The organism is Bacillus sp. GBSW19 (genome assembly GCF_002998655.1).
Classification (GTDB): domain Bacteria; phylum Bacillota; class Bacilli; order Bacillales; family Bacillaceae; genus Bacillus.
The window spans coordinates 262,736-280,998 of record NZ_PVRF01000002.1 but is presented as its reverse complement, the minus strand read 5'-3'; the positions used below and the strand labels follow the sequence as shown (position 1 = coordinate 280,998).

At 40.1% G+C, this 18,263-nt stretch carries 23 protein-coding genes and 1 other RNA gene; 18 read left to right on the top strand and 6 right to left on the bottom strand.

Annotated elements, in window-relative coordinates; all coding sequences use genetic code 11:
- Nucleotides 1-6 precede the first annotated feature (6 nt).
- The 4 genes from C6344_RS11260 to C6344_RS11245 are packed head-to-tail and all read left to right on the top strand — an operon-like array spanning nucleotide 7 to nucleotide 2,786.
- Complete coding sequence (locus C6344_RS11260; RefSeq protein ID WP_106030510.1) at nucleotides 7-774, top strand: ATP-binding cassette domain-containing protein; 768 nt, start codon at nucleotides 7-9, stop codon at nucleotides 772-774.
- Nucleotides 746-2,143 carry a hypothetical protein gene (locus C6344_RS11255; protein ID WP_106072952.1) on the top strand — a complete coding sequence of 466 codons (1,398 nt, stop codon included), beginning with the start codon at nucleotides 746-748 and terminating at the stop codon, nucleotides 2,141-2,143. The genes C6344_RS11260 and C6344_RS11255 overlap by 29 nt, the downstream gene beginning before the upstream one ends.
- The gene (locus C6344_RS11250) at nucleotides 2,140-2,508 is read left to right on the top strand and encodes a zinc metalloprotease (protein WP_060597321.1); all 369 of its coding nucleotides are present in this window, start codon (nucleotides 2,140-2,142) and stop codon (nucleotides 2,506-2,508) included. Before C6344_RS11255 ends, C6344_RS11250 begins: the two co-directional genes overlap by 4 nt.
- On the top strand, nucleotides 2,505-2,786 hold the full coding sequence (locus C6344_RS11245) for a hypothetical protein (RefSeq protein WP_060597320.1): 282 nt from the start codon (nucleotides 2,505-2,507) through the stop codon (nucleotides 2,784-2,786). Before C6344_RS11250 ends, C6344_RS11245 begins: the two co-directional genes overlap by 4 nt.
- Before the next feature lie 22 nt (nucleotides 2,787-2,808).
- On the opposite strand, the gene C6344_RS11240 is transcribed toward C6344_RS11245, so the two are convergent.
- Complete coding sequence (locus C6344_RS11240; RefSeq protein ID WP_106048206.1) at nucleotides 2,809-3,273, bottom strand: GNAT family N-acetyltransferase; 465 nt, start codon at nucleotides 3,271-3,273, stop codon at nucleotides 2,809-2,811.
- Nucleotides 3,274-3,322: 49 nt separating this feature from the next.
- Nucleotides 3,323-3,673 carry a hypothetical protein gene (locus tag C6344_RS11235; RefSeq protein WP_223250421.1) on the bottom strand — a complete coding sequence of 117 codons (351 nt, stop codon included), beginning with the start codon at nucleotides 3,671-3,673 and terminating at the stop codon, nucleotides 3,323-3,325.
- Nucleotides 3,674-3,853: 180 nt separating this feature from the next.
- Between C6344_RS11235 and C6344_RS11230 the strand changes: the two genes are divergently transcribed.
- Nucleotides 3,854-4,486, top strand: a complete 633-nt coding sequence (locus C6344_RS11230; protein ID WP_060597319.1) for a MarC family protein — start codon at nucleotides 3,854-3,856, stop codon at nucleotides 4,484-4,486.
- A 55-nt stretch (nucleotides 4,487-4,541) separates the two neighbouring features.
- Here C6344_RS11230 and C6344_RS11225 read toward each other — a convergent pair whose 3' ends face one another.
- Nucleotides 4,542-5,078: a GbsR/MarR family transcriptional regulator gene (locus C6344_RS11225; protein WP_060597715.1), complete on the bottom strand. Its 537-nt coding sequence runs from the start codon at nucleotides 5,076-5,078 to the stop codon at nucleotides 4,542-4,544.
- Between the two features lie 269 nt (nucleotides 5,079-5,347).
- On the opposite strand from C6344_RS11225, the gene C6344_RS11220 reads away from it, so the two are divergent.
- From C6344_RS11220 to C6344_RS11205, 4 genes are read left to right on the top strand one after another with little or no spacing between them, the layout of a single operon-like run.
- Entirely contained in the window at nucleotides 5,348-6,496 is a 1,149-nt protein-coding gene (locus C6344_RS11220) for a betaine/proline/choline family ABC transporter ATP-binding protein (protein ID WP_034660016.1), read from the top strand.
- A 13-nt stretch (nucleotides 6,497-6,509) separates the two neighbouring features.
- Nucleotides 6,510-7,163 (top strand): ABC transporter permease, encoded by a 654-nt coding sequence (locus C6344_RS11215; RefSeq protein ID WP_060597318.1) that lies wholly within the window; start codon nucleotides 6,510-6,512, stop codon nucleotides 7,161-7,163.
- 13 nt (nucleotides 7,164-7,176) lie between these two features.
- A complete protein-coding gene (locus tag C6344_RS11210; protein ID WP_034660015.1) occupies nucleotides 7,177-8,094 on the top strand; it encodes an osmoprotectant ABC transporter substrate-binding protein in 918 nt (305 codons plus the stop codon).
- A gap of 21 nt (nucleotides 8,095-8,115) precedes the next feature.
- Nucleotides 8,116-8,805: an ABC transporter permease gene (locus tag C6344_RS11205; RefSeq protein WP_034660014.1), complete on the top strand. Its 690-nt coding sequence runs from the start codon at nucleotides 8,116-8,118 to the stop codon at nucleotides 8,803-8,805.
- An 80-nt stretch (nucleotides 8,806-8,885) separates the two neighbouring features.
- Here the strand turns inward: C6344_RS11205 and catR are convergent, their stop codons facing one another.
- The 3 genes from catR to C6344_RS11190 all read right to left on the bottom strand — a co-directional run bounded on the left by catR (nucleotide 8,886) and on the right by C6344_RS11190 (nucleotide 10,225).
- On the bottom strand, nucleotides 8,886-9,206 hold the full coding sequence (gene catR, locus C6344_RS11200; protein ID WP_106072951.1) for a catDE operon transcriptional regulator CatR: 321 nt from the start codon (nucleotides 9,204-9,206) through the stop codon (nucleotides 8,886-8,888).
- Nucleotides 9,207-9,288: 82 nt separating this feature from the next.
- Nucleotides 9,289-9,690, bottom strand: a complete 402-nt coding sequence (locus C6344_RS11195; RefSeq protein WP_060597316.1) for a helix-turn-helix domain-containing protein — start codon at nucleotides 9,688-9,690, stop codon at nucleotides 9,289-9,291.
- 130 nt (nucleotides 9,691-9,820) lie between these two features.
- Nucleotides 9,821-10,225 (bottom strand): helix-turn-helix domain-containing protein, encoded by a 405-nt coding sequence (locus tag C6344_RS11190; protein WP_034660010.1) that lies wholly within the window; start codon nucleotides 10,223-10,225, stop codon nucleotides 9,821-9,823.
- Between the two features lie 153 nt (nucleotides 10,226-10,378).
- Between C6344_RS11190 and C6344_RS11185 the strand changes: the two genes are divergently transcribed.
- From C6344_RS11185 to C6344_RS11145, 9 genes are all read left to right on the top strand, one after another.
- Nucleotides 10,379-10,621, top strand: a complete 243-nt coding sequence (locus C6344_RS11185) for a helix-turn-helix domain-containing protein (RefSeq protein WP_106072950.1) — start codon at nucleotides 10,379-10,381, stop codon at nucleotides 10,619-10,621.
- A gap of 17 nt (nucleotides 10,622-10,638) precedes the next feature.
- The gene (locus C6344_RS11180; protein ID WP_060597314.1) at nucleotides 10,639-10,929 is read left to right on the top strand and encodes an AbrB/MazE/SpoVT family DNA-binding domain-containing protein; all 291 of its coding nucleotides are present in this window, start codon (nucleotides 10,639-10,641) and stop codon (nucleotides 10,927-10,929) included.
- A gap of 186 nt (nucleotides 10,930-11,115) precedes the next feature.
- Entirely contained in the window at nucleotides 11,116-11,349 is a 234-nt protein-coding gene (secG, locus tag C6344_RS11175) for a preprotein translocase subunit SecG (RefSeq protein WP_003212746.1), read from the top strand.
- 124 nt (nucleotides 11,350-11,473) lie between these two features.
- A complete protein-coding gene (locus C6344_RS11170; RefSeq protein ID WP_060597313.1) occupies nucleotides 11,474-12,220 on the top strand; it encodes an alpha/beta hydrolase in 747 nt (248 codons plus the stop codon).
- Between the two features lie 19 nt (nucleotides 12,221-12,239).
- On the top strand, nucleotides 12,240-14,582 hold the full coding sequence (rnr, locus tag C6344_RS11165; RefSeq protein ID WP_106072091.1) for a ribonuclease R: 2,343 nt from the start codon (nucleotides 12,240-12,242) through the stop codon (nucleotides 14,580-14,582).
- Between the two features lie 139 nt (nucleotides 14,583-14,721).
- On the top strand, nucleotides 14,722-15,192 hold the full coding sequence (gene smpB, locus C6344_RS11160; RefSeq protein ID WP_060597311.1) for an SsrA-binding protein SmpB: 471 nt from the start codon (nucleotides 14,722-14,724) through the stop codon (nucleotides 15,190-15,192).
- 176 nt (nucleotides 15,193-15,368) lie between these two features.
- Nucleotides 15,369-15,731: a transfer-messenger RNA gene (gene ssrA, locus C6344_RS11155) on the top strand.
- 519 nt (nucleotides 15,732-16,250) lie between these two features.
- Nucleotides 16,251-16,430 carry a tryptophan RNA-binding attenuation protein gene (locus C6344_RS11150; RefSeq protein ID WP_080869546.1) on the top strand — a complete coding sequence of 60 codons (180 nt, stop codon included), beginning with the start codon at nucleotides 16,251-16,253 and terminating at the stop codon, nucleotides 16,428-16,430.
- Between the two features lie 254 nt (nucleotides 16,431-16,684).
- Nucleotides 16,685-17,605 carry a terpene synthase family protein gene (locus tag C6344_RS11145; protein WP_066030409.1) on the top strand — a complete coding sequence of 307 codons (921 nt, stop codon included), beginning with the start codon at nucleotides 16,685-16,687 and terminating at the stop codon, nucleotides 17,603-17,605.
- Nucleotides 17,606-18,263: the final 658 nt, after the last annotated feature.

Here is an 18,263-nt window from a genome sequence, read left to right as displayed (position 1 = left end):
AATATGATGCTGACATTACAAATACAAGAAAAAACGTATAGCCGCACCTTCTCTCTCCGCCATATACAAATGAACGTAGAGAAAGGCCGAACGATGCTTCTTTTAGGACACAATGGTGCAGGAAAGACAACAATGATCCAAGCTATGTTTGGGCTAACGCCATTTACTGGCTCTGTTTCCTTACATGGTGAACAGCTGAACCTTCAATCCTCAGCACATATTTCCCTATTGAAAAAACACGTTTCCTATATTCCTGACGAACATGCGTTGTTCGATTATTTAACACCGAGGGAATACTTTCAATTACTTCAGCTGCCACATGAGCAAGATATCACACGTGAAGAGACATTCATCGATTTGTTTGAGCTGAGTCCGTATATGGATCAGCCAATCGCTCAGCTGTCCCATGGCAATCAAAAAAAAACACAAATCATTTCGCAGCTTCTCAGGCCATGTGATTATTATGTGTTCGACGAGCCAACGAACGGACTTGATCCAGATATGATGATTATCTTAAGAAAGGTGCTCATGAAGCTGAGAGATCAAGGCGCTGGCATTCTGATATCAACTCATCATTTGAGCTTTGGTGATACATTATATGACCATCTCATGATCTTAAGAAATGGTGACGTCAAGCTGAATATGTCCCGCCAAGAAACGACTCAGACATTTCCTCATCAGGCACTTGAAGAGATTTATAAAGAAGTAAATCGAGATTACTATATGCAGGTGGAGAGGTTACTCAATGATTTGGACACGACACGTTCTTCATAAAATAGAATGGGGCATGCTGACAGCGAAAGGAAAGCAGCTTGGAAAAAAGTATCCTTTGCAGCTTCTCGCAGCTGCCGTTTTTCTCTTGCTGATCTATGCGATATACGTTGTCATCAGCCTGCGCTTTTACATGCAGGTAGGTGAAAGTGAGCCAGCTACGCTATACCTCCAATTTGTCAAAATGTCGCTCTTACTATTAGGAGCAGGGATTGTGTTATCCCGGAATAAACTGAAGCGCCAAGAATATCAATTCTACTTTTTAAACAGTGCGATTCAGAGTGTGCCATTTATCCTTTGCGTGTATTTCTTTCCAGTTCTTTTTTGCTTCCTCATGGCTGGACTGCTTTTTTTACCGATTATATTAGGTCTTTTGATCACGGGTGTCACTCCATCTCTGTATTGGATCATCGTTGTCTGCATCACATGTTGCATATTGGCACTTTATACGGTCTCTTCATGGATGCTGCTGCGGATCGGTGTGAGCCATTTCGTATCAAAAACAAAAGAGCATTTGCTGCTTCAAACGATCGGCTTTGCGGCGCTTCATGTACTAATATTTCTCCTTTTTCAAAAAGCGGTGGAGATGATCCATGTATGGCCGGCTGTCTATCTGTTGTTACTTGTCATCATCCTAAGCGCTGGATGGCTATGGGTGAAGGGTTTAGCAGCTTGCTATGTTCATCAGATGTTTTTGCAGCTGAAAAAAGAGGTGAAGTCGTTTTCCTACCAGAAAATCAGAACGCACTCTTCCTTTCTGACGCATCTGCGGCAGGAATTGGTCTATTTCAGCCGATCAGCTGTTTTTAAAGAGCAAGGCATTTTGTTTCTCTTTCTCATTTGTTTGACGGTGGGGCTGCCATTTGTTTTTACCCCGGCAGAAACTGGCTGGCTGTATGCCTTTATTGTGCAGTTTGCGTTAAAGGAAATATTGATCATGCTTCCGCTGATGATTGGCAGGGAATATCATATCAATCAAAGGGCCATCTTTATGTTAAATACATCAAAGGGCGCTTATTTAATGTCGAGAATGTTATTTTATTACACCATTAATCTGCTGACATATTTTGTGTATATTGGGCTTGCCTATTTGGTGATCGGTATTGAAAGTGAAGGTCATGGATTGGCGAGTTTGTCCATTTTATTGATTACCGCCATGGCGGCCTGTACAGGGTTTGTCGTGAAAATCAGTGATTTTAATAAGCTGTTTGTGATCGTGTTGATGATTGCTGTATTCAGCTTTATCGATATGCTTTTATTAGAATGGCTTTCATCTGATGTATCTCTTCTCGCCACCGCTTATCTGCTTGGTTCACTTGCCTTTTTCAGTTGTATATATGCTGCGATGTTAAAAAGGCCTGTATTGCGATGATGGGGCTTGTCATTAGTTTACTAGCTGTTGTGCTCATTCACGAACTCGGTCATATGTTGATGGTCATGGTGTGTAACAAATTCGAAAAAAGACCCCTTTTTGATTTTGTGATGATGATTGATTGGAAGCAAGTGGCGATCGTCCATGAGACATTTGCCCGGCCGAGCTTTAATCTGATGGTGGCACTTGCGGGTCCGCTGTTTCCTGTGCTCTGCTCGAGTGTGCTTTTTTTAATGTGGAAGCATCCGGTGAGTCATCAGCTGTTGTTTTTTTCTTTACTGAACACTGTGATGCTGCATCCAGCTTGCCCAGATGGGAAAAATATCACAGCCAGTTTAAAAGAGATGAAGGAGAGAAAGAGATGATCAAAGTATTTCATTCGTTTTCTAGCGGCTTAACACTTGCGATGCTGTATATATTTGCTGTGTTTATGACCCCTGTCTTTTTACTGCTGCTAGAAGTCAATCATGTTGAATCAAGTCCGACACTGTTTGGTATGCCATTTTATATCATGAAAATTGAAGAGTATCAATTCAGCTCAGAGGCGACGCTTTTTGGATGTGTTGTCTGCTTTTTAGCTGGCGCTGTGCTTTACTTTTTCATTCAATATGTGATTCATGCTGTGAAAAAGCGAAGAGTATAAAAAAAGCAGGCTGAACAAAAAGTCAGTCTGCTTGAAACGTGAAGGACAGCCGTACCATATCCATACATTGAATCCCGTTTTCATAAATCGGTTCATCATAATGCTTAAGGAAGAAATCGCGATCGATCGAAGTCAGGCGGAAGCCGCATTTTTGATAAAGTGCGAGCTGCTGAATACTCGAGTTGCCTGTGCCGATTTCAATCCTATGGAAACCAGCGGCTTTCGCTTCAGCGATCGCATGACGGATCAGCTGTTTCCCAATTCCCTTTCCTTGCCATGACTCCTTCACAGCAACATTCATGATTTCGACTGTATGCTGAGGTAGCGATGATAGCACATAAACACCAATCACATCCTCTTCATGAAAGGCGGCATAACAAGAGCCGGATTGCACATAAGCGAGAACCTTTTCCTTTGAAGGGTCAGCTAATAGTAAAAGATCCATAGGGAGAGATTGATCATGAGATAATCGCTGAATCTGTATCACATGTTTTCATCCTTTCTATTCTTTCATATACCCTTGTTTCACGCCCCAATCATATTGGTCCTGTACCCACCTGAGAGGGAGGGTGATGAGTGACATTCGGGTCTTTTTTGACAGTTGGTTTTCTTGTAGCCTGTGCGGTCTGCTTATTCGCTTGAGCAGTAGCTTTTGCTGCTGCCAGCTCTTTTTGAAGCTGGTCGACTTTTATCTCAAGCGCTTTACGCTGTTTGACCTCTTTTTCATAGGCTTTCTTTTCTTTTTTGAGCTTTTTTGTGACGGTGGCTATTTGCTTTTTTTGTTCATCGTTTTCATGCTTCATATCCGTTTGATCTGATTTTAACTTCGAAAGCTGCTTAGTGTTCGTTTTGCTTTCTTGCTGATGTTTTTCCTCTGCTGCTGCCAAACAATCCAGCCAGCTGCGCCTAACACCGCAACAGACAGAAGAATGATCGTAATGGTTTTTTCAAGTGTGAACCCTTTTCTTTAAACCTCTATTATCATCGGTTAAAGATAAACAGGTTTTAACATCAAAGGGAATATTCACATCAGTTTGGCAGACACTATGAAAAAAGGAGGGTGTCTGTTGATTTCCTTTATGATTCATGTTGTGGTCTCATTATTTGCTGTATCAAACCCCATTGGAAACGTGCCTCTTTTCATCACCTTAACAGAAGGCTATACAGAGAAAGAACGCGCTCAGACAGCCAAAAAAGCCATCGTGGTCTCTTTCATTATTTTGATTGCCTTTCTATTGGCAGGCAGGCTCATATTCAAATTGTTTGGGATCGATATTCATGCACTCCGCATCGCCGGAGGTATTTTTATTTTTGGTATCGCTTACAATTTGCTGAATGCAAAAGAATCACACGTCCAAAATCCTCATTCGGAGGAAAAGGCAGAAAGCAAAGAGAAGGCAGATATCTCCGTTACGCCGCTGGCAATCCCGATCATCGCTGGGCCCGGTACAATCGCTACAGTAATGAGTTTAACCCCGGGAAGTCAAGGGATGCTCCACATGTTTTCGATTCTAATCGGCATTATCATTGTTCTTGCCATGACGTATTATGCCTTTCATTATTCCAGTTTCATTATGCGGAAAATGGGGAAAACAGAGATGAATGTTGTGACGCGTTTGATGGGATTAATTCTTGCTGTAGTGGCAGTTGAGATGATCGGCGCAGGCTTAAAAGGGATGTTTCCGATGTTTATGTCATAAGTGTATATAAAAAAGCTGTTTTTTTCTACAATGATGTAAAATAAAACAGCTTTTTTTAAGGTTTCGGCACATGCTTAAATACTTCTTCACTTTCAAAGAATTCAATTAAGCGGCTAATCCAATCATAGTAATCAAGACTTTCCTTGATTTCTGAAAGAAGCAGATTGATTTTATCCTCTGTTTCTTCAGGTAAGTCGTCCTGTTCAAGCAGCTCTTGCAATTCCTTGCACGTTTTCTTATGTGCTTTACGGTTTTTGCTGACAACTCGGGACCAATTGGCTGCAAACAATGAAATAAACGTTTGGTATTGATCTTGCTCAACGTCATAAAGATCTTTACGTATTCCTTTTTCATAAACCTTTTCCGCAATATTCAAATCGAGCATTTCTCGAACGACTTGACTCATCCTCGTTTTGCTCATGCCGGTCGCCTCTGATAGCTCTTCCAGCGTCATTGGTTTACGGTTCATGTGAATGATACCAAGCACTCTACCCACTGTAGAAGAAAGACCAAAGGCATTCATGTTCTCCGCAGCTTTTTCAATATAATGATCCTGTGCTTTTTGAATGGCGCCTAACGCTTGCTTGTCCACTCCCCGCTTCATCCCTTCACGACTGACAATTTGTAACACAATATATCATATACCTGTTTGTTGATGAAAACAATAAATATTGAGTAATTGCTAGTAATTTGAAGGAAAAAGGAGAGATCTCTAGATATTACAGCGTTAACTGAAAATTTTATATAAATCTTATGCAATACAAACACATCATAAACTTTTTATTTTATAAAGTTTGCACTATAATGAATAAGGTGTAAATTTTCTGAATATATAGATCCAACTAATTGGAGGTGTCTCATTTGCTGAAACTAGAGAATGTATCTAAGACGTATAAAGGCGGAAAAAAAGCTGTCAAAAATATTGATTTAGAAATAGCAAAAGGAGAATTTATTTGTTTTATTGGACCAAGTGGCTGTGGTAAGACAACAACCATGAAGATGATCAACCGACTCATTGAACCTTCCTCAGGAAACATTTTCATCGAGGGAGAAAATATTATGAAAAAAGATCCAGTTCAATTAAGAAGAGAAATCGGTTATGTGATTCAGCAAATTGGACTGTTCCCCCATATGACCATCGCGCAAAACATCTCACTTGTGCCGAAGCTCTTAAAATGGCCGGAAGAAAAACGGAAAGAACGAGCACGCGAACTGCTGAAGCTCGTCGACATGGGCCCGGAATTTTTAGAGCGCTATCCTCATGAACTCAGTGGAGGACAGCAGCAGCGCATCGGAGTTCTTCGCGCACTGGCAGCAGAACCCCCTCTGATCCTCATGGATGAACCATTTGGTGCACTTGATCCAATTACACGAGATACATTGCAGGAAGAATTTAAGAAACTGCAAAAAACGTTAAATAAAACCATCGTATTCGTCACACATGACATGGATGAAGCCATTAAACTCGCTGACCGAATTGTGATTTTAAAAGATGGAGAGATTGTCCAAGTAGGCACACCTGAAGATATTTTGCGTAACCCCGCCAACGAGTTCGTAGAAGAATTCATCGGAAAAGAACGCCTGCTTCAATCAAATCCGAATATGGAACGTGTAGAACAAATGATGAACACGTCACCAGTCACCATTACAGTCGAACAAACGTTGACTGATGCCATCTACATCATGAGAGAAAAGCGGGTCGATTCCTTGCTTGTAGTAGATGAACATCATGTGCTAAAAGGCTATATCGATATTGAAACAATCGATGCGAACCGCAGAAAAGCGGCTTTCGTTGGTGAGATCTTAAATACAGAGTTCTATACTGTACAAGAAGGCGCACTTCTAAGAGACACCGTTCGGAAAATCTTAATACGCGGTATTAAATATGTACCGGTTGTGGATGCCAAAGGGCATTTAAAAGGCATTGTAACACGGGCAAGTCTTGTAGATGTTGTGTACGACTCTATTTGGGGAGACGATACGCCGGCGTCTGCCATTGAAATGAACTAAGGGAGGTGGACACATGGATCAAATCATCGATTTTCTAGAGAAAAATGGTGGGGAACTCCTCACAAAAATGTGGGAGCATTTATATATTTCCTTAATTGCCGTCGTGCTAGGAATTATCGTTGCCGTTCCTTTAGGCGTCGTTCTCACACGAATGAAACGAGGCGCAGGTTTTGTCATCGGTGTCGTGAATATCTTTCAAACACTCCCTAGTTTAGCGATTCTTGCATTTTTTATTCCTATTTTGGGGGTGGGGAAAATACCTGCAATCGTTGCTCTCTTTTTCTATTCGGTATTGCCTATTTTGAGAAATACGTATGCGGGCGTCCAAGGTGTGAACAAAAACATGCTTGAATCCGGTAAAGGGATCGGCATGACCACATGGGAACAAATTCGTCTTGTGGAACTTCCGCTTGCTGTACCGATCATTATGGCAGGTGTCCGAACGTCAACGATTTATTTAATTGGCTGGACAACACTTGCTGCTTTTATCGGTGGAGGAGGTCTTGGTGACTACATTTTGATTGGACTTCAGCTATACCAGCCGGAATACATTATTGCAGGTGCCATCCCAGTCACCATTTTAGCGGTCATCATCGACTTTTCATTGATGAAGCTGGAGAAAAAAGTAACACCAGAAGGCTTAAAAGGATTGAAGGAAGTTTCATAAGGAGTTGGCTTATGTGAAGAATCGAAAAACAAGATGGATCAGTGCACTGCTTGCCGGATGCTTGCTATTGATAAGCGGCTGTTCACTACCTGGACTAGCCGGCTCTTCAGGTAATACGCTGCGAATTGGAGCACAAAACTTTACCGAATCAGAAATTATGGCCTACATGGTTAGCGATATCATCGAACATTACACAGATAAAAAGACAACCATTGTGAAAAACCTAGGCTCTAATACCGTACAGCAGAAAGCAATGGAAAACGGAGATATCGACATTTCTGCCACAAGATATACAGGGACAGATTTGACGAGTACGCTTGGAATGGATGCGGAAAAAGACCCGGAGCGTGCGATGGAGATCGTCCAAAAAGAATTTAAGAAACGCTATGATTACAAATGGTTTGATTCCTATGGCTTTGATAATACGTATGCCTTTGCCGTGACGCAAAAGATGGCTAAGGAAAACAAGTTAGAAACCGTCTCTGACTTGAAAAAGAATGCGAAAAATTACCGGTTCGGTGTCGATAATATTTGGCTCAAAAAGAAAGGCGACGGTTATGAAGGATTCGTGAAAACATACGGAATTGAATTTGGAAGCACGTATCCAATGCAGATTGGTTTAGTCTACGATGCATTAAAAAATGAAAAAATGGATATTGTGCTTGCCTATTCAACAGATGGACGAATCAAAGCCTATGACCTCAAAATTTTAAAAGATGATAAGCGGTTTTTCCCGCCATATGATGCATCGCCAGTTGTCCCGGAAAAAGTCCTAAAAGAGAACCCAGGGCTTGATAAGGTGATCAACAGGCTGATCGGAAAAATCGATACAGAGCAAATGCAAGAGCTTAACTATCAAGTCGACGGGGAGCTTCAAGAACCAGCCACCGTTGCGAAAAATTTCCTGAAAAAGCACAATTACTTTGAGTAAGATGGGGAGGTGTCACGGCTGATGGACACACTGCAGCAATTATGGACGTATTATCAGCAGAACGGTTCATATGTGTTAGAAGAATTTTATCGGCATTTTCTCATGTCAGCGTATGGGGTGCTGTTTGCGGCGATTGTCGGAATTCCAGTAGGCATCTTTGTGGCGCATTACCGTAAGCTGAGCAATTGGATCTTCGCCATTACCAATGTTATACAAACCATACCGGCGTTAGCGATGCTTTCCGTGCTGATGCTTGTATTAGGTCTTGGCGCAAATACAGTCATCTTATCACTCTTTCTGTATTCGCTTCTGCCGATCATCCGCAACACGTATACAGGGATTGTCAGCATTGAACATGCTTATTTAGAATCGGGTAAAGCGATGGGCATGACGAAATGGCAAGTGCTGAGAATGGTTGAATTACCGCTTGCTTTATCGGTCATTATGGCTGGTTTAAGAACCGCCCTTGTCATCGCCATCGGCATTACAGCGATTGGGACATTTGTTGGTGCGGGAGGTCTAGGTGATATCATCATCAGAGGATCAAACGCCACAAATGGAACAGCCATCATTTTAGCAGGTGCTATTCCAACTGCGCTCATGGCCATTATCGCTGACCTAGTCATGGGCTGGCTCGAACGCTATTTAAGCCCAACTAACAAGAAAAAAGAAAGAAAAGCATTAGCTGCAAAAAACATCACATCTGCTTAAGCGGTTAAAAAGACAAAACCTCCCTTACATCTGTAAGGGAGGTTGTTTTATGATGATCAGGCGGTTCACATGCAGGTATTTTATGATTCAAGCGTGATCCATTCAGAGGACCACTTCGAAATTTCCTCAAAAACGGGTGCAAGGGAACGCCCCATATCAGTTAAAGAATACTCAATGCGCACGGGTGTTTCAGCAAAAACCTCCCGTTTTACAATGCCTGCTACTTCCAGCTCTTTTAATCTCTCAGATAATACTCTTCCGCTTAAATTTGTCAGAGCAGCCTCAATTTCACTAAAGCGCTGCGGACCTGAGAGAAGCTGAAAAACAATCAGTGCAACCCAGCGTTTACTCAATAACTCAACTGCTTTTTCAAACCGCGGGCACATGTCAGATTGATTCATCTTTCTTCACTCCAATCTGAACCCATTATACCGTAAATCTGTCATAAATCAGCTCAAAAAGCTTGTCAATGCTCAAAACATTCTATGATGACGAACGGCTGTTTAACATAAATAACAGATAGCGGTTAAGATCCTCTATTTCTTTTTTCGAAAGAGTTGACCAAATGTCTCCATCAAATATTTCGAGATCACCAAGTTCATATAGCGCTGCAGCTTCCTTTATTTTGGATAATGCCATTTCCTCTTCCTTCAACTGATGGACAGAAGAGGCTTCCTCAATATAGCCCGCAGCCTGCATCATTTCCTCATAAGGGACCTTTAATGCACCGGCTAGTTTTTTAATCGTAGGAGGCTTTGGAATACCGCGTTTCCCGTTTTCAATACGAGAAATACCAGCAGCGCTGACCTCTGAATACATCGCTAATTGGTTCACTGACAGCTTCTTTTCCTCACGTAATGCTCTTAAATATGCACCAAAGTTCATCAAGGCAAAACCTCACATGGTTATAGATTAGATATGTCTATTTTATCTGATTTGTTGACTATTGGCAACAAGTATACCATGAAAATATTGACATTAGTTAATAGTGGATGTACATTAGGTTTATGCCCCGCTATTTGTTCGCCTTTTTTTGGTTGATGAGCGTGAGAAAGTATTCATTCAGCTGGCTGATGTCTTGTGCGGAGAGCCTTTCCCATTTGTCCCCATCAAAAATGGGAAGATGTTCTACATCCTTTTGAAGCGCCGTTTGATAGATTTTCAACATGGATTCATATTTTGGTTTCATTTCATGAACTTGCTCCTGTTCAATATGACCGGCAAGCAGCATTAAATCCTCATAAGGCACCTTCAAGGCATGTGCTAATTTTTTGATAGTCAAAGGTTTTGGCACACCGCGCTTTCCATTTTCAATACGAGAAATTCCAGCAGCGCTTACACCTGAATACATGGCGAGTTGATTGACAGACATTTTTCTATTTTCTCTTAAAATGCGTAATTGTTCACCAAAGTGATTCATGACATCGAACCTCACATTTCAGTATATGACTTATTTTAGTATGATCATTGACCAAAGGAAATAGCAGAGGGGTAAAAGTGTTGACTTAAGTTAATAGATCTGTTTCATGTGAGCACCTACACGTTGTACATATTGATTCCATAGGAGGTTGTAATGATGGTCGAAAAGATTCAGATCAGGCGGGCTTTTGTCATGCAGTATATGATCGAAAACGATATGTCTTTAAATCAGCTCGCTGATGAAATTGGCATTTCTCCTGCCACACTCAGCAGGGTATTAAATGGTCACCGGAAACCAGGCCAGCTTGTCATTGGCAAAATGATTCATTACTTTGATAAAAAATTTGAAGATCTATTTTACTATGAAGATGTTGACAAAAGTCAACGAATGAAATGATCAAGGAGGCAATGTCGTTGAAAAGAACTGGGATGGTCAGACATATTGATTCACTAGGCAGAATTGTTCTGCCTTCAGAAATGCGCAAGGTGCTCAATATTAAAGAAGAGCAGCTATTAGAAATTTTCATTGAAGATCAAACCATTATGCTGAAAAAATATGATGCAGATAAGAGCTGCCTGTTAACTGGACAAGTGACGAAGTATAACAAAAGCTATGGAAATGGGAATGTGATGCTGAGTCCTGAAGGAGCTGAACGTTTGTTAGTAGAATTAAAACAGCTATTGAAAGAAGAAGCAACCCGTTAAAAACGTATTTTTAACCGAAAATTGCATATAAAAAATGCTGCATACTACTCTTTGGAATGAAATTGAATCAAAATAACGAATAAAGTCGACAATATAGAGGGAATCTTTATTTTGATGTTTCGTGACATGCACCTTGTTTTCATGTAAAATAAAGTTATGTGTACCAGTTTGTCTGGAGGTGTTTTCATGCACGCATTTGTTATCACATTACTCGTAATTGTCAGTATCGCACTTATCATCGTTGTATTGTTACAATCAAGTAAAAGTGCTGGACTGTCAGGCGCTATTTCAGGTGGAGCCGAGCAGCTTTTCGGTAAGCAAAAAGCGAGAGGCCTTGACTTGATACTTCACCGATTAACGGTTATTTTGTCAGTGCTTTTCTTCATCTTAACACTTGCATTGGCATATCTAGGCGTGTAAGGCGCGAGTAACAGAAGGTCTGATCTTTTTTCAGACCTTTTTTTATTATCAGCACTCTTTTGTGTTTGTTTCATACATACAAGTGGAAAATATAAACCATATCAGAAGGAAAGGAAGTCACATCATGAAAGTTGTTACACCGAAACCATTTACGTTTAAAGGTGGAGAAAAGGCGGTGCTTCTTCTTCACGGTTTTACTGGGAATACAGCCGATGTTCGAATGCTAGGCCGTTATTTGAACGAAAGAGGGTATACATGCCATGCACCTCAATATAAAGGACACGGTGTGCCGCCAGAAGAGCTTGTCCAATCTGGCCCGGCTGACTGGTGGAAAGATGTAGAAGAAGGCTATCAATTCTTAAAAGATGAAGGCTATGAGGAAATTGCGGTTTGCGGACTATCCCTCGGAGGAGTTTTTTCATTGAAATTAGGTTACACTGTACCTGTAAAGGGAATTGTACCTATGTGTGCACCTATGTACATAAAAAGTGAAGAAGTCATGTACCAGGGTGTACTAGAATATGCCCGTAACTATAAGAAATTCGAGGGTAAGTCAGAGGAGCAGATTGAACAGGAAATGGAAGAGTTCAAGAAAACGCCAATGGATACACTCAAAAGCCTGCAAGAACTGATTGCAGATGTCAGAAACAATGTCGACATGATTTATTCACCTACTTTTGTTGTTCAGGCACGTCACGATCATATGATTAATACAGACAGTGCGAATATCATTTATAACGAAGTAGAGACAGATCAAAAGCATTTGAAATGGTATGAAGAATCAGGCCATGTGATCACGCTTGATAAAGAGCGTGAGAAGGTTCATCAGGATGTATATGCATTCTTAGAATCACTTAATTGGTCAATTTAAATATATAGGGGGTTAGAGTGTGCAAAAAGAAGAATTTATGGATGAATTACTCGCTTTTATGAAAGATGAAGCTTATAAACCGTTAACCGTTCAAGAGCTGGAAGTGATGATGGAGATTACCAATCCTGATGATTATAAAGAGCTCGTCAAAGCACTTGTGATGCTGGAAGATCAAGGACTCATTGTTCGCACGCGCAGCGATCGCTACGGTGTACCAGAAAAAATGAACTTGGTAAAAGGAAAGCTGTCTGCTCATGCAAAAGGTTTTGCATTTGTGACACCAGAAGAGTTTGGACAGGATGATATTTTCATTCCGCCTAATGAGCTAGGCACAGCGATGAATGGTGATACGGTCATGGTTCGTGTCAGCCACAAATCAAACGGCACAAAAAAAGAAGGAACTGTCATCCGAATTCTGGAGCGTAATACTCAGACGGTTGTCGGTACCTACACAGAAACGAAAAGCTTTGGCTTTGTCATTCCTGATGATAAAAAAATCACAACCGATATCTTCATCCCGAAATCCGCTAAAAATGGAGCGGTCGAAGGGCATAAAGTGGTCGTGACGCTGACAAGCTACCCAGAAGGAAGAATGAGTGCAGAGGGCGAAGTGACTGAAATCCTCGGTCATAAAAATGACCCTGGCATTGATATTTTATCGATCATTCATAAACACGGCCTGCCAGGTGAGTTCCCAAAAGAAGCGCTTCAGCAGGCAGTAGACACACCTGAAACGATTGATGAAAAAGACCTGGAAGGCAGACGTGACTTGCGCAACGAAACGATTGTAACAATTGACGGAGCAGATGCGAAGGACTTAGATGATGCCGTTACGGTGCAAAAGCTGGATGATGGCAAATATAAGCTAGGGGTGCATATTGCAGATGTCTCTCATTATGTCACAGAGAACTCCCCGATTGATCAGGAAGCTTATGAGCGTGGAACGAGTGTGTATCTCGTAGACCGCGTCATTCCGATGATCCCGCACCGCCTGTCAAACGGTATTTGCTCATTGAATCCGAAGGTCGATCGTCTCACCCTGTCTTGTGAAATGGTCATCGATCGAAATGGGAAGGTCGTCAAACATGAGATTTTCCAAAGTGTGATCAAAACGACGGAAAGAATGACCTATTCTGATGTGAATAAGATTTTAGTCGACCAAGACGAAGAGCTTTTAGACAAATATGAGCCGCTTGTGCCAATGTTCCAAGAGATGGAGAAGCTTGCAGAGATTCTTCGCGACAAACGAATGGAGCGCGGAGCAGTAGACTTTGATTTCAAGGAAGCAAAAGTGCTTGTAGATGATGAAGGAGCGGCGAAAGACGTTGTCATTCGTGAGCGATCTGTCGCAGAGAAATTAATTGAAGAATTCATGCTTGTTGCAAACGAAACGGTTGCAGAGCATTTCCACTGGTTGAATGTACCTTTCATATATCGAATTCACGAAGAACCAAATCCTGAGAAGCTTCAGCGCTTTTTAGAGTTCGTGACAACGTTTGGTTACATTGTGAAAGGAACGTCGACAAACATCCACCCGCGTGCCCTTCAAAGTGTACTTGATGCTGTGAGGGATCAACCAGAAGAAGTTGTGATACAAACCGTGATGCTTCGTTCGATGAAACAGGCGAAATATGATCCAGAAAGCATCGGCCATTTTGGGTTATCAACGGAATTCTATACGCACTTTACATCACCGATCCGCCGTTATCCGGATTTAATCGTGCATAGACTGATCAGAACCTATTTGATTCAGAAAAAAACAGACGAAGCAACCTTAGAAAAGTGGGGCCAGCTGCTGCCTGAAATCGCAGATCATGCGTCTACTATGGAGCGCCGTTCAGTCGATGCAGAGCGTGAAACAGATGACCTCAAGAAGGCAGAATTTATGCTTGATAAAATCGGTGAAGAGTTTGATGGCATGATTAGTTCCGTGACGAACTTCGGACTATTTGTTGAACTGCCGAATACAATTGAAGGTCTTGTCCATGTCAGCTACATGACAGACGACTACTATCGCTTTGATGAACAGCACTTTGCCATGATCGGTGAGCGGACAGGAAATGTCTACCGTATCGGTGACGAAATCACTGTCAAAGTGGTTAGTGTTAATAAAGATGAGCACTCCATTGATTTTGAAATCGTCGGCATGAAAGGCACCCGCCGTAAATCGCCAAAAGATTTTAAGTTCAAAAAACGGACAGATTCACCAGCGAAAAAAGGACGCGGAGGTCAAAATGCCTCTGGGGATAAACCAAAGGAAGATAAAGGCGGAAGTGACTGGTTCACAGGCAGTAAGAAGAAAAAAAAGAAAAAACGCGTATTTGATAACGCGCCAAAACAAAAGCGTAAAAAGAAAAAGTAACGTGCCAAAAAGCAAATAGGGCGTCACGCTCTATTTGCTTTTTGACCATATGGCGTCAGCATTGTCGAAAGCTGGATTGTTTGATAAAATAATCCGTACGATTTGGACCGTGTTTGTGTCAAAAGGAGGGTGTACGCCAATGCCAAAGGGAGAGGGAAAGGTTGTTTCCCAAAACAAAAAAGCAAATCATGACTATTTTATAGAAGAAACGTATGAAGCCGGCCTTGTGTTACAAGGAACTGAAATCAAATCGATTCGTGCAGGAAAAGTGAATTTAAAAGATTCCTTTGCCAAAATCGAGCGAGGAGAAGTGTTTCTTCACAACATGCACGTGAGCCCATACGAGCAGGGGAACCGTTATAACCATGATCCGCTGAGAACGAGAAAGCTGCTGCTTCATCGCAAGCAAATCAGCAAATTGATTGGTGCGACAAAGGAAGAGGGCTACTCACTCGTGCCTCTGAAACTCTATTTAAAAAATGGCTTTGCCAAAGTGCTGATCGGAATTGGTAAAGGGAAAAAGAAATATGATAAACGTGACGATCTGAAGAAAAAAGATGCAAAACGTGAAATCGAGCGTGCTTTCCGTGATCGCCAAAAGCAATTCTAGATTCATGCAGATGTCTTGCTGAGAGCGGAAGCATTATGCTACAATATGTTATGCAGTAAACAATCATTGCTTTTCTTACAGAAACCACCAGTTGTTTCAAGCGAAGAGATTGTTATAATAGTTATATACGGAAGCAGTTAAGCTGAACGTTTCCATCCCGTATATCCCTTTTACAAGGGGACGTTACGGATTCGACAGGGATGGTTCGAGCTTAGGCTGCGAGCCGAGAGGCGATCTCGTTAACACGCACTTAAATGTAACTGGCAAAACTAAAAGTTTTAACCAAAACTTAGCACTAGCTGCCTAATAAGTGCAGCGAGCTCTTCCTGACATCGCCTATGTGTCTGTGAGGAGCCCAATGAAGTAGGCTACGCTTACGTTTCCGTCTGAGGACGTAAGAAGAGATCCATCAGACTAGCTCTCCAAGCGCCCGTCAGCAGGCATGCGGATGAGTGAACACGAAATATGTTGACTACGCTCGTAGACGCTTAAGTAATCGATGTCTCTGGACGTGGGTTCGACTCCCACCGTCTCCATCAAAACTTTTAGAATGCAGTCGGGTATCAAGGGTTTGAAAGCCCTTGATACGGGTTTGGCATCATTTTAGAAGTTCCAAAACTCTATCATTATTTTTAAAAGGCGCTATTTTTTGAGCGTCTTTTTTTATGCCCTTTAATAGATCCATCACTTGATTTGACAGACTTTGTGAAGCGTATGTCGGAGCAGAATCTAATGGTGCAGTTTATAGAGGAGCAAAAAATGATAAATATTTAATTACTTCGCTAAAAACATCCTTAATCATTGTGGTGTATTGAGATTCCTTAATTGTTCAGGGCTTTATGTTGGTCGCTCAATTAATGGTTTGCACGATGCAGCTCTCTTAAAGCCTCCTTAATAGATTAATTTGTCACTCAAACATTGAGCACTTTAATTATGTTATAATATGATATCTTTATTGCCAAATAGAAATTTTATTTAAAAAATGTATGTTTATGGATCTTATTAGATTTAAGGTTTAGCCAAGAAACATCATTATTCTATAAGTTGAGGTGAAAGAGATGTCAGTCATTATATCAACAGACGATTTAGAGCATGTTTGTCCTAATTGTAATGGAACAAGTCATATTTCTATTAAGAACGAAGAAAAAATATGCCCAAAATGTGATGGGAAAGGTGTTATCCTAACTGCTTTAGGCCAAACATTACTTCATTTTATGAAGAAGCATATACGCAATTAATTCAAAGAGATTCTGTACAAAGACAAGAACAAAGTTAAACCAACTGTTTGTTTAATAATGGAATATTGTTCAAGTCTCTTTATAGTTTACCCTGCGGAAACAGGTAAATGGTATTTTTTATTAATTATTCTGTTAAGATAAGCATTTTTCTGTTTATCTTTTTTTAGACAGAAAAACAAGATTATTAACTGCGTTTTTTGAAAATTTAAACAGGGTAAATACATAAAAAAGAAAATAATTTTTAGGAGGACGAAATGTTAGAAGTAAAAAACATACCGAAAATAGAAGAATGTTTCGAAAGTTCTATCAATCCTTATGTTAAAAAAGTACATGAAGACACAGTTAATTGGGCTAAAATTAATAATTTAATGAATGATTCAAACATAAAAAGATATGAAAGACAAAAAATTTCATACTTGGCAGGACGTTCTCAACCTTATGACTCTTACGACAGTGTAAGATTGTCTTCTGATTATCTTTTATTGTTTTGTATATTGGATGATTATAGCGACAATTTGAACAATCAAAAGTTATATGATATATATTCTAAAAAGATAATTGAAATTCTTAATGAAAGAGCATTTTATGATGATGATACTTTTTTATATGCGTGGCATGATTGGTGGAAACGTCTTAGTATAGGAATGCCTGATGAATGGAAAAAAAGAATTATTCAAAGTATTCAAAATTGTTTTAATTCTATTAAATGGGAAATTAAAAATGAAAAAGAAAAGTACATACCAACTCTTGAAGAGTACGTCAATCATAGGATGCATAGTGGGAGTGTTTTTGTCTGTTTTGATCTAATAGAAAGAGGAGGGAGAAGTTTTATTCCTGCTTCTAGTCGTAGTATTTTACTGAGAGATTTAATTAACTCTATCAATAAAATAGTAAATTGGACAAATGATTTATTATCTTTTAAAAAAGAATTTGAGAATGATGAAATTCATAATTTGGTTATCATTCTGCAAAAACAAGAAAATTGTTCAATAGAGACAGCTTTAGATAGAGCAAAGGAAATGTTAAACATAGAAATTAATACATTCATTGAACTTAAAAATAAAGTCTTTATCAGTAATGAGCCTTTTGATAGTGGTATGATTAAATTCATATCTAGGTTGGAGAATGGTGTTCGAGGACATTATGAATGGAGTATGAAGACTAAAAGGTTCTAATTTATTATTCTTAAATGATAATTGCTACCCTTATAGTGCTATTAAATAAAAATATATACTGTATATTTATGATGACTATTACCCCTCATTATATATGTGGCTCCGCTTTATAAAAAGAGGTTATATTATGTTTAATATGAGGGAGGTTTTGTACGACTAATATATCAAAACGTTTTAGATCCATTGCTTCATGATAAGGAACAGGGTCGTGGATATTTATTGATGTTGTTTGCATTTCTTTAAGTTGGGGTGAATCGGTTTAAAAGAACGTGGCCTCTACCACTAGATCAATTGGCATAGCATAGAATATTGATGTTTTTAGGTTTGAGCATCAATGACCCCGTTCCTTATCATTTGGCATCGCCTTACTCGATTTAAAGATACAACGATTTTCCAGGACATTTTCAATGAGATTATTCTTCAAGCCATTAATCGGAATAATCTAGCAATACAAAATCGGCTTTGTGTTGAGAAGGATTTCTAGAGTGGAATATGAGAACAACACCTTGCTTTAACGAGAAATTTCTCTATTATAAAATGGATGGAATTAAGAAGAAAATAAGACTGACGAGATTTTCTCGGAAAACTTAAAGATGCCGATAGCCAGCATCTTTTTTTAATGTATTGGTCAACTTATGTCCCCCGAAACAACTGTAAA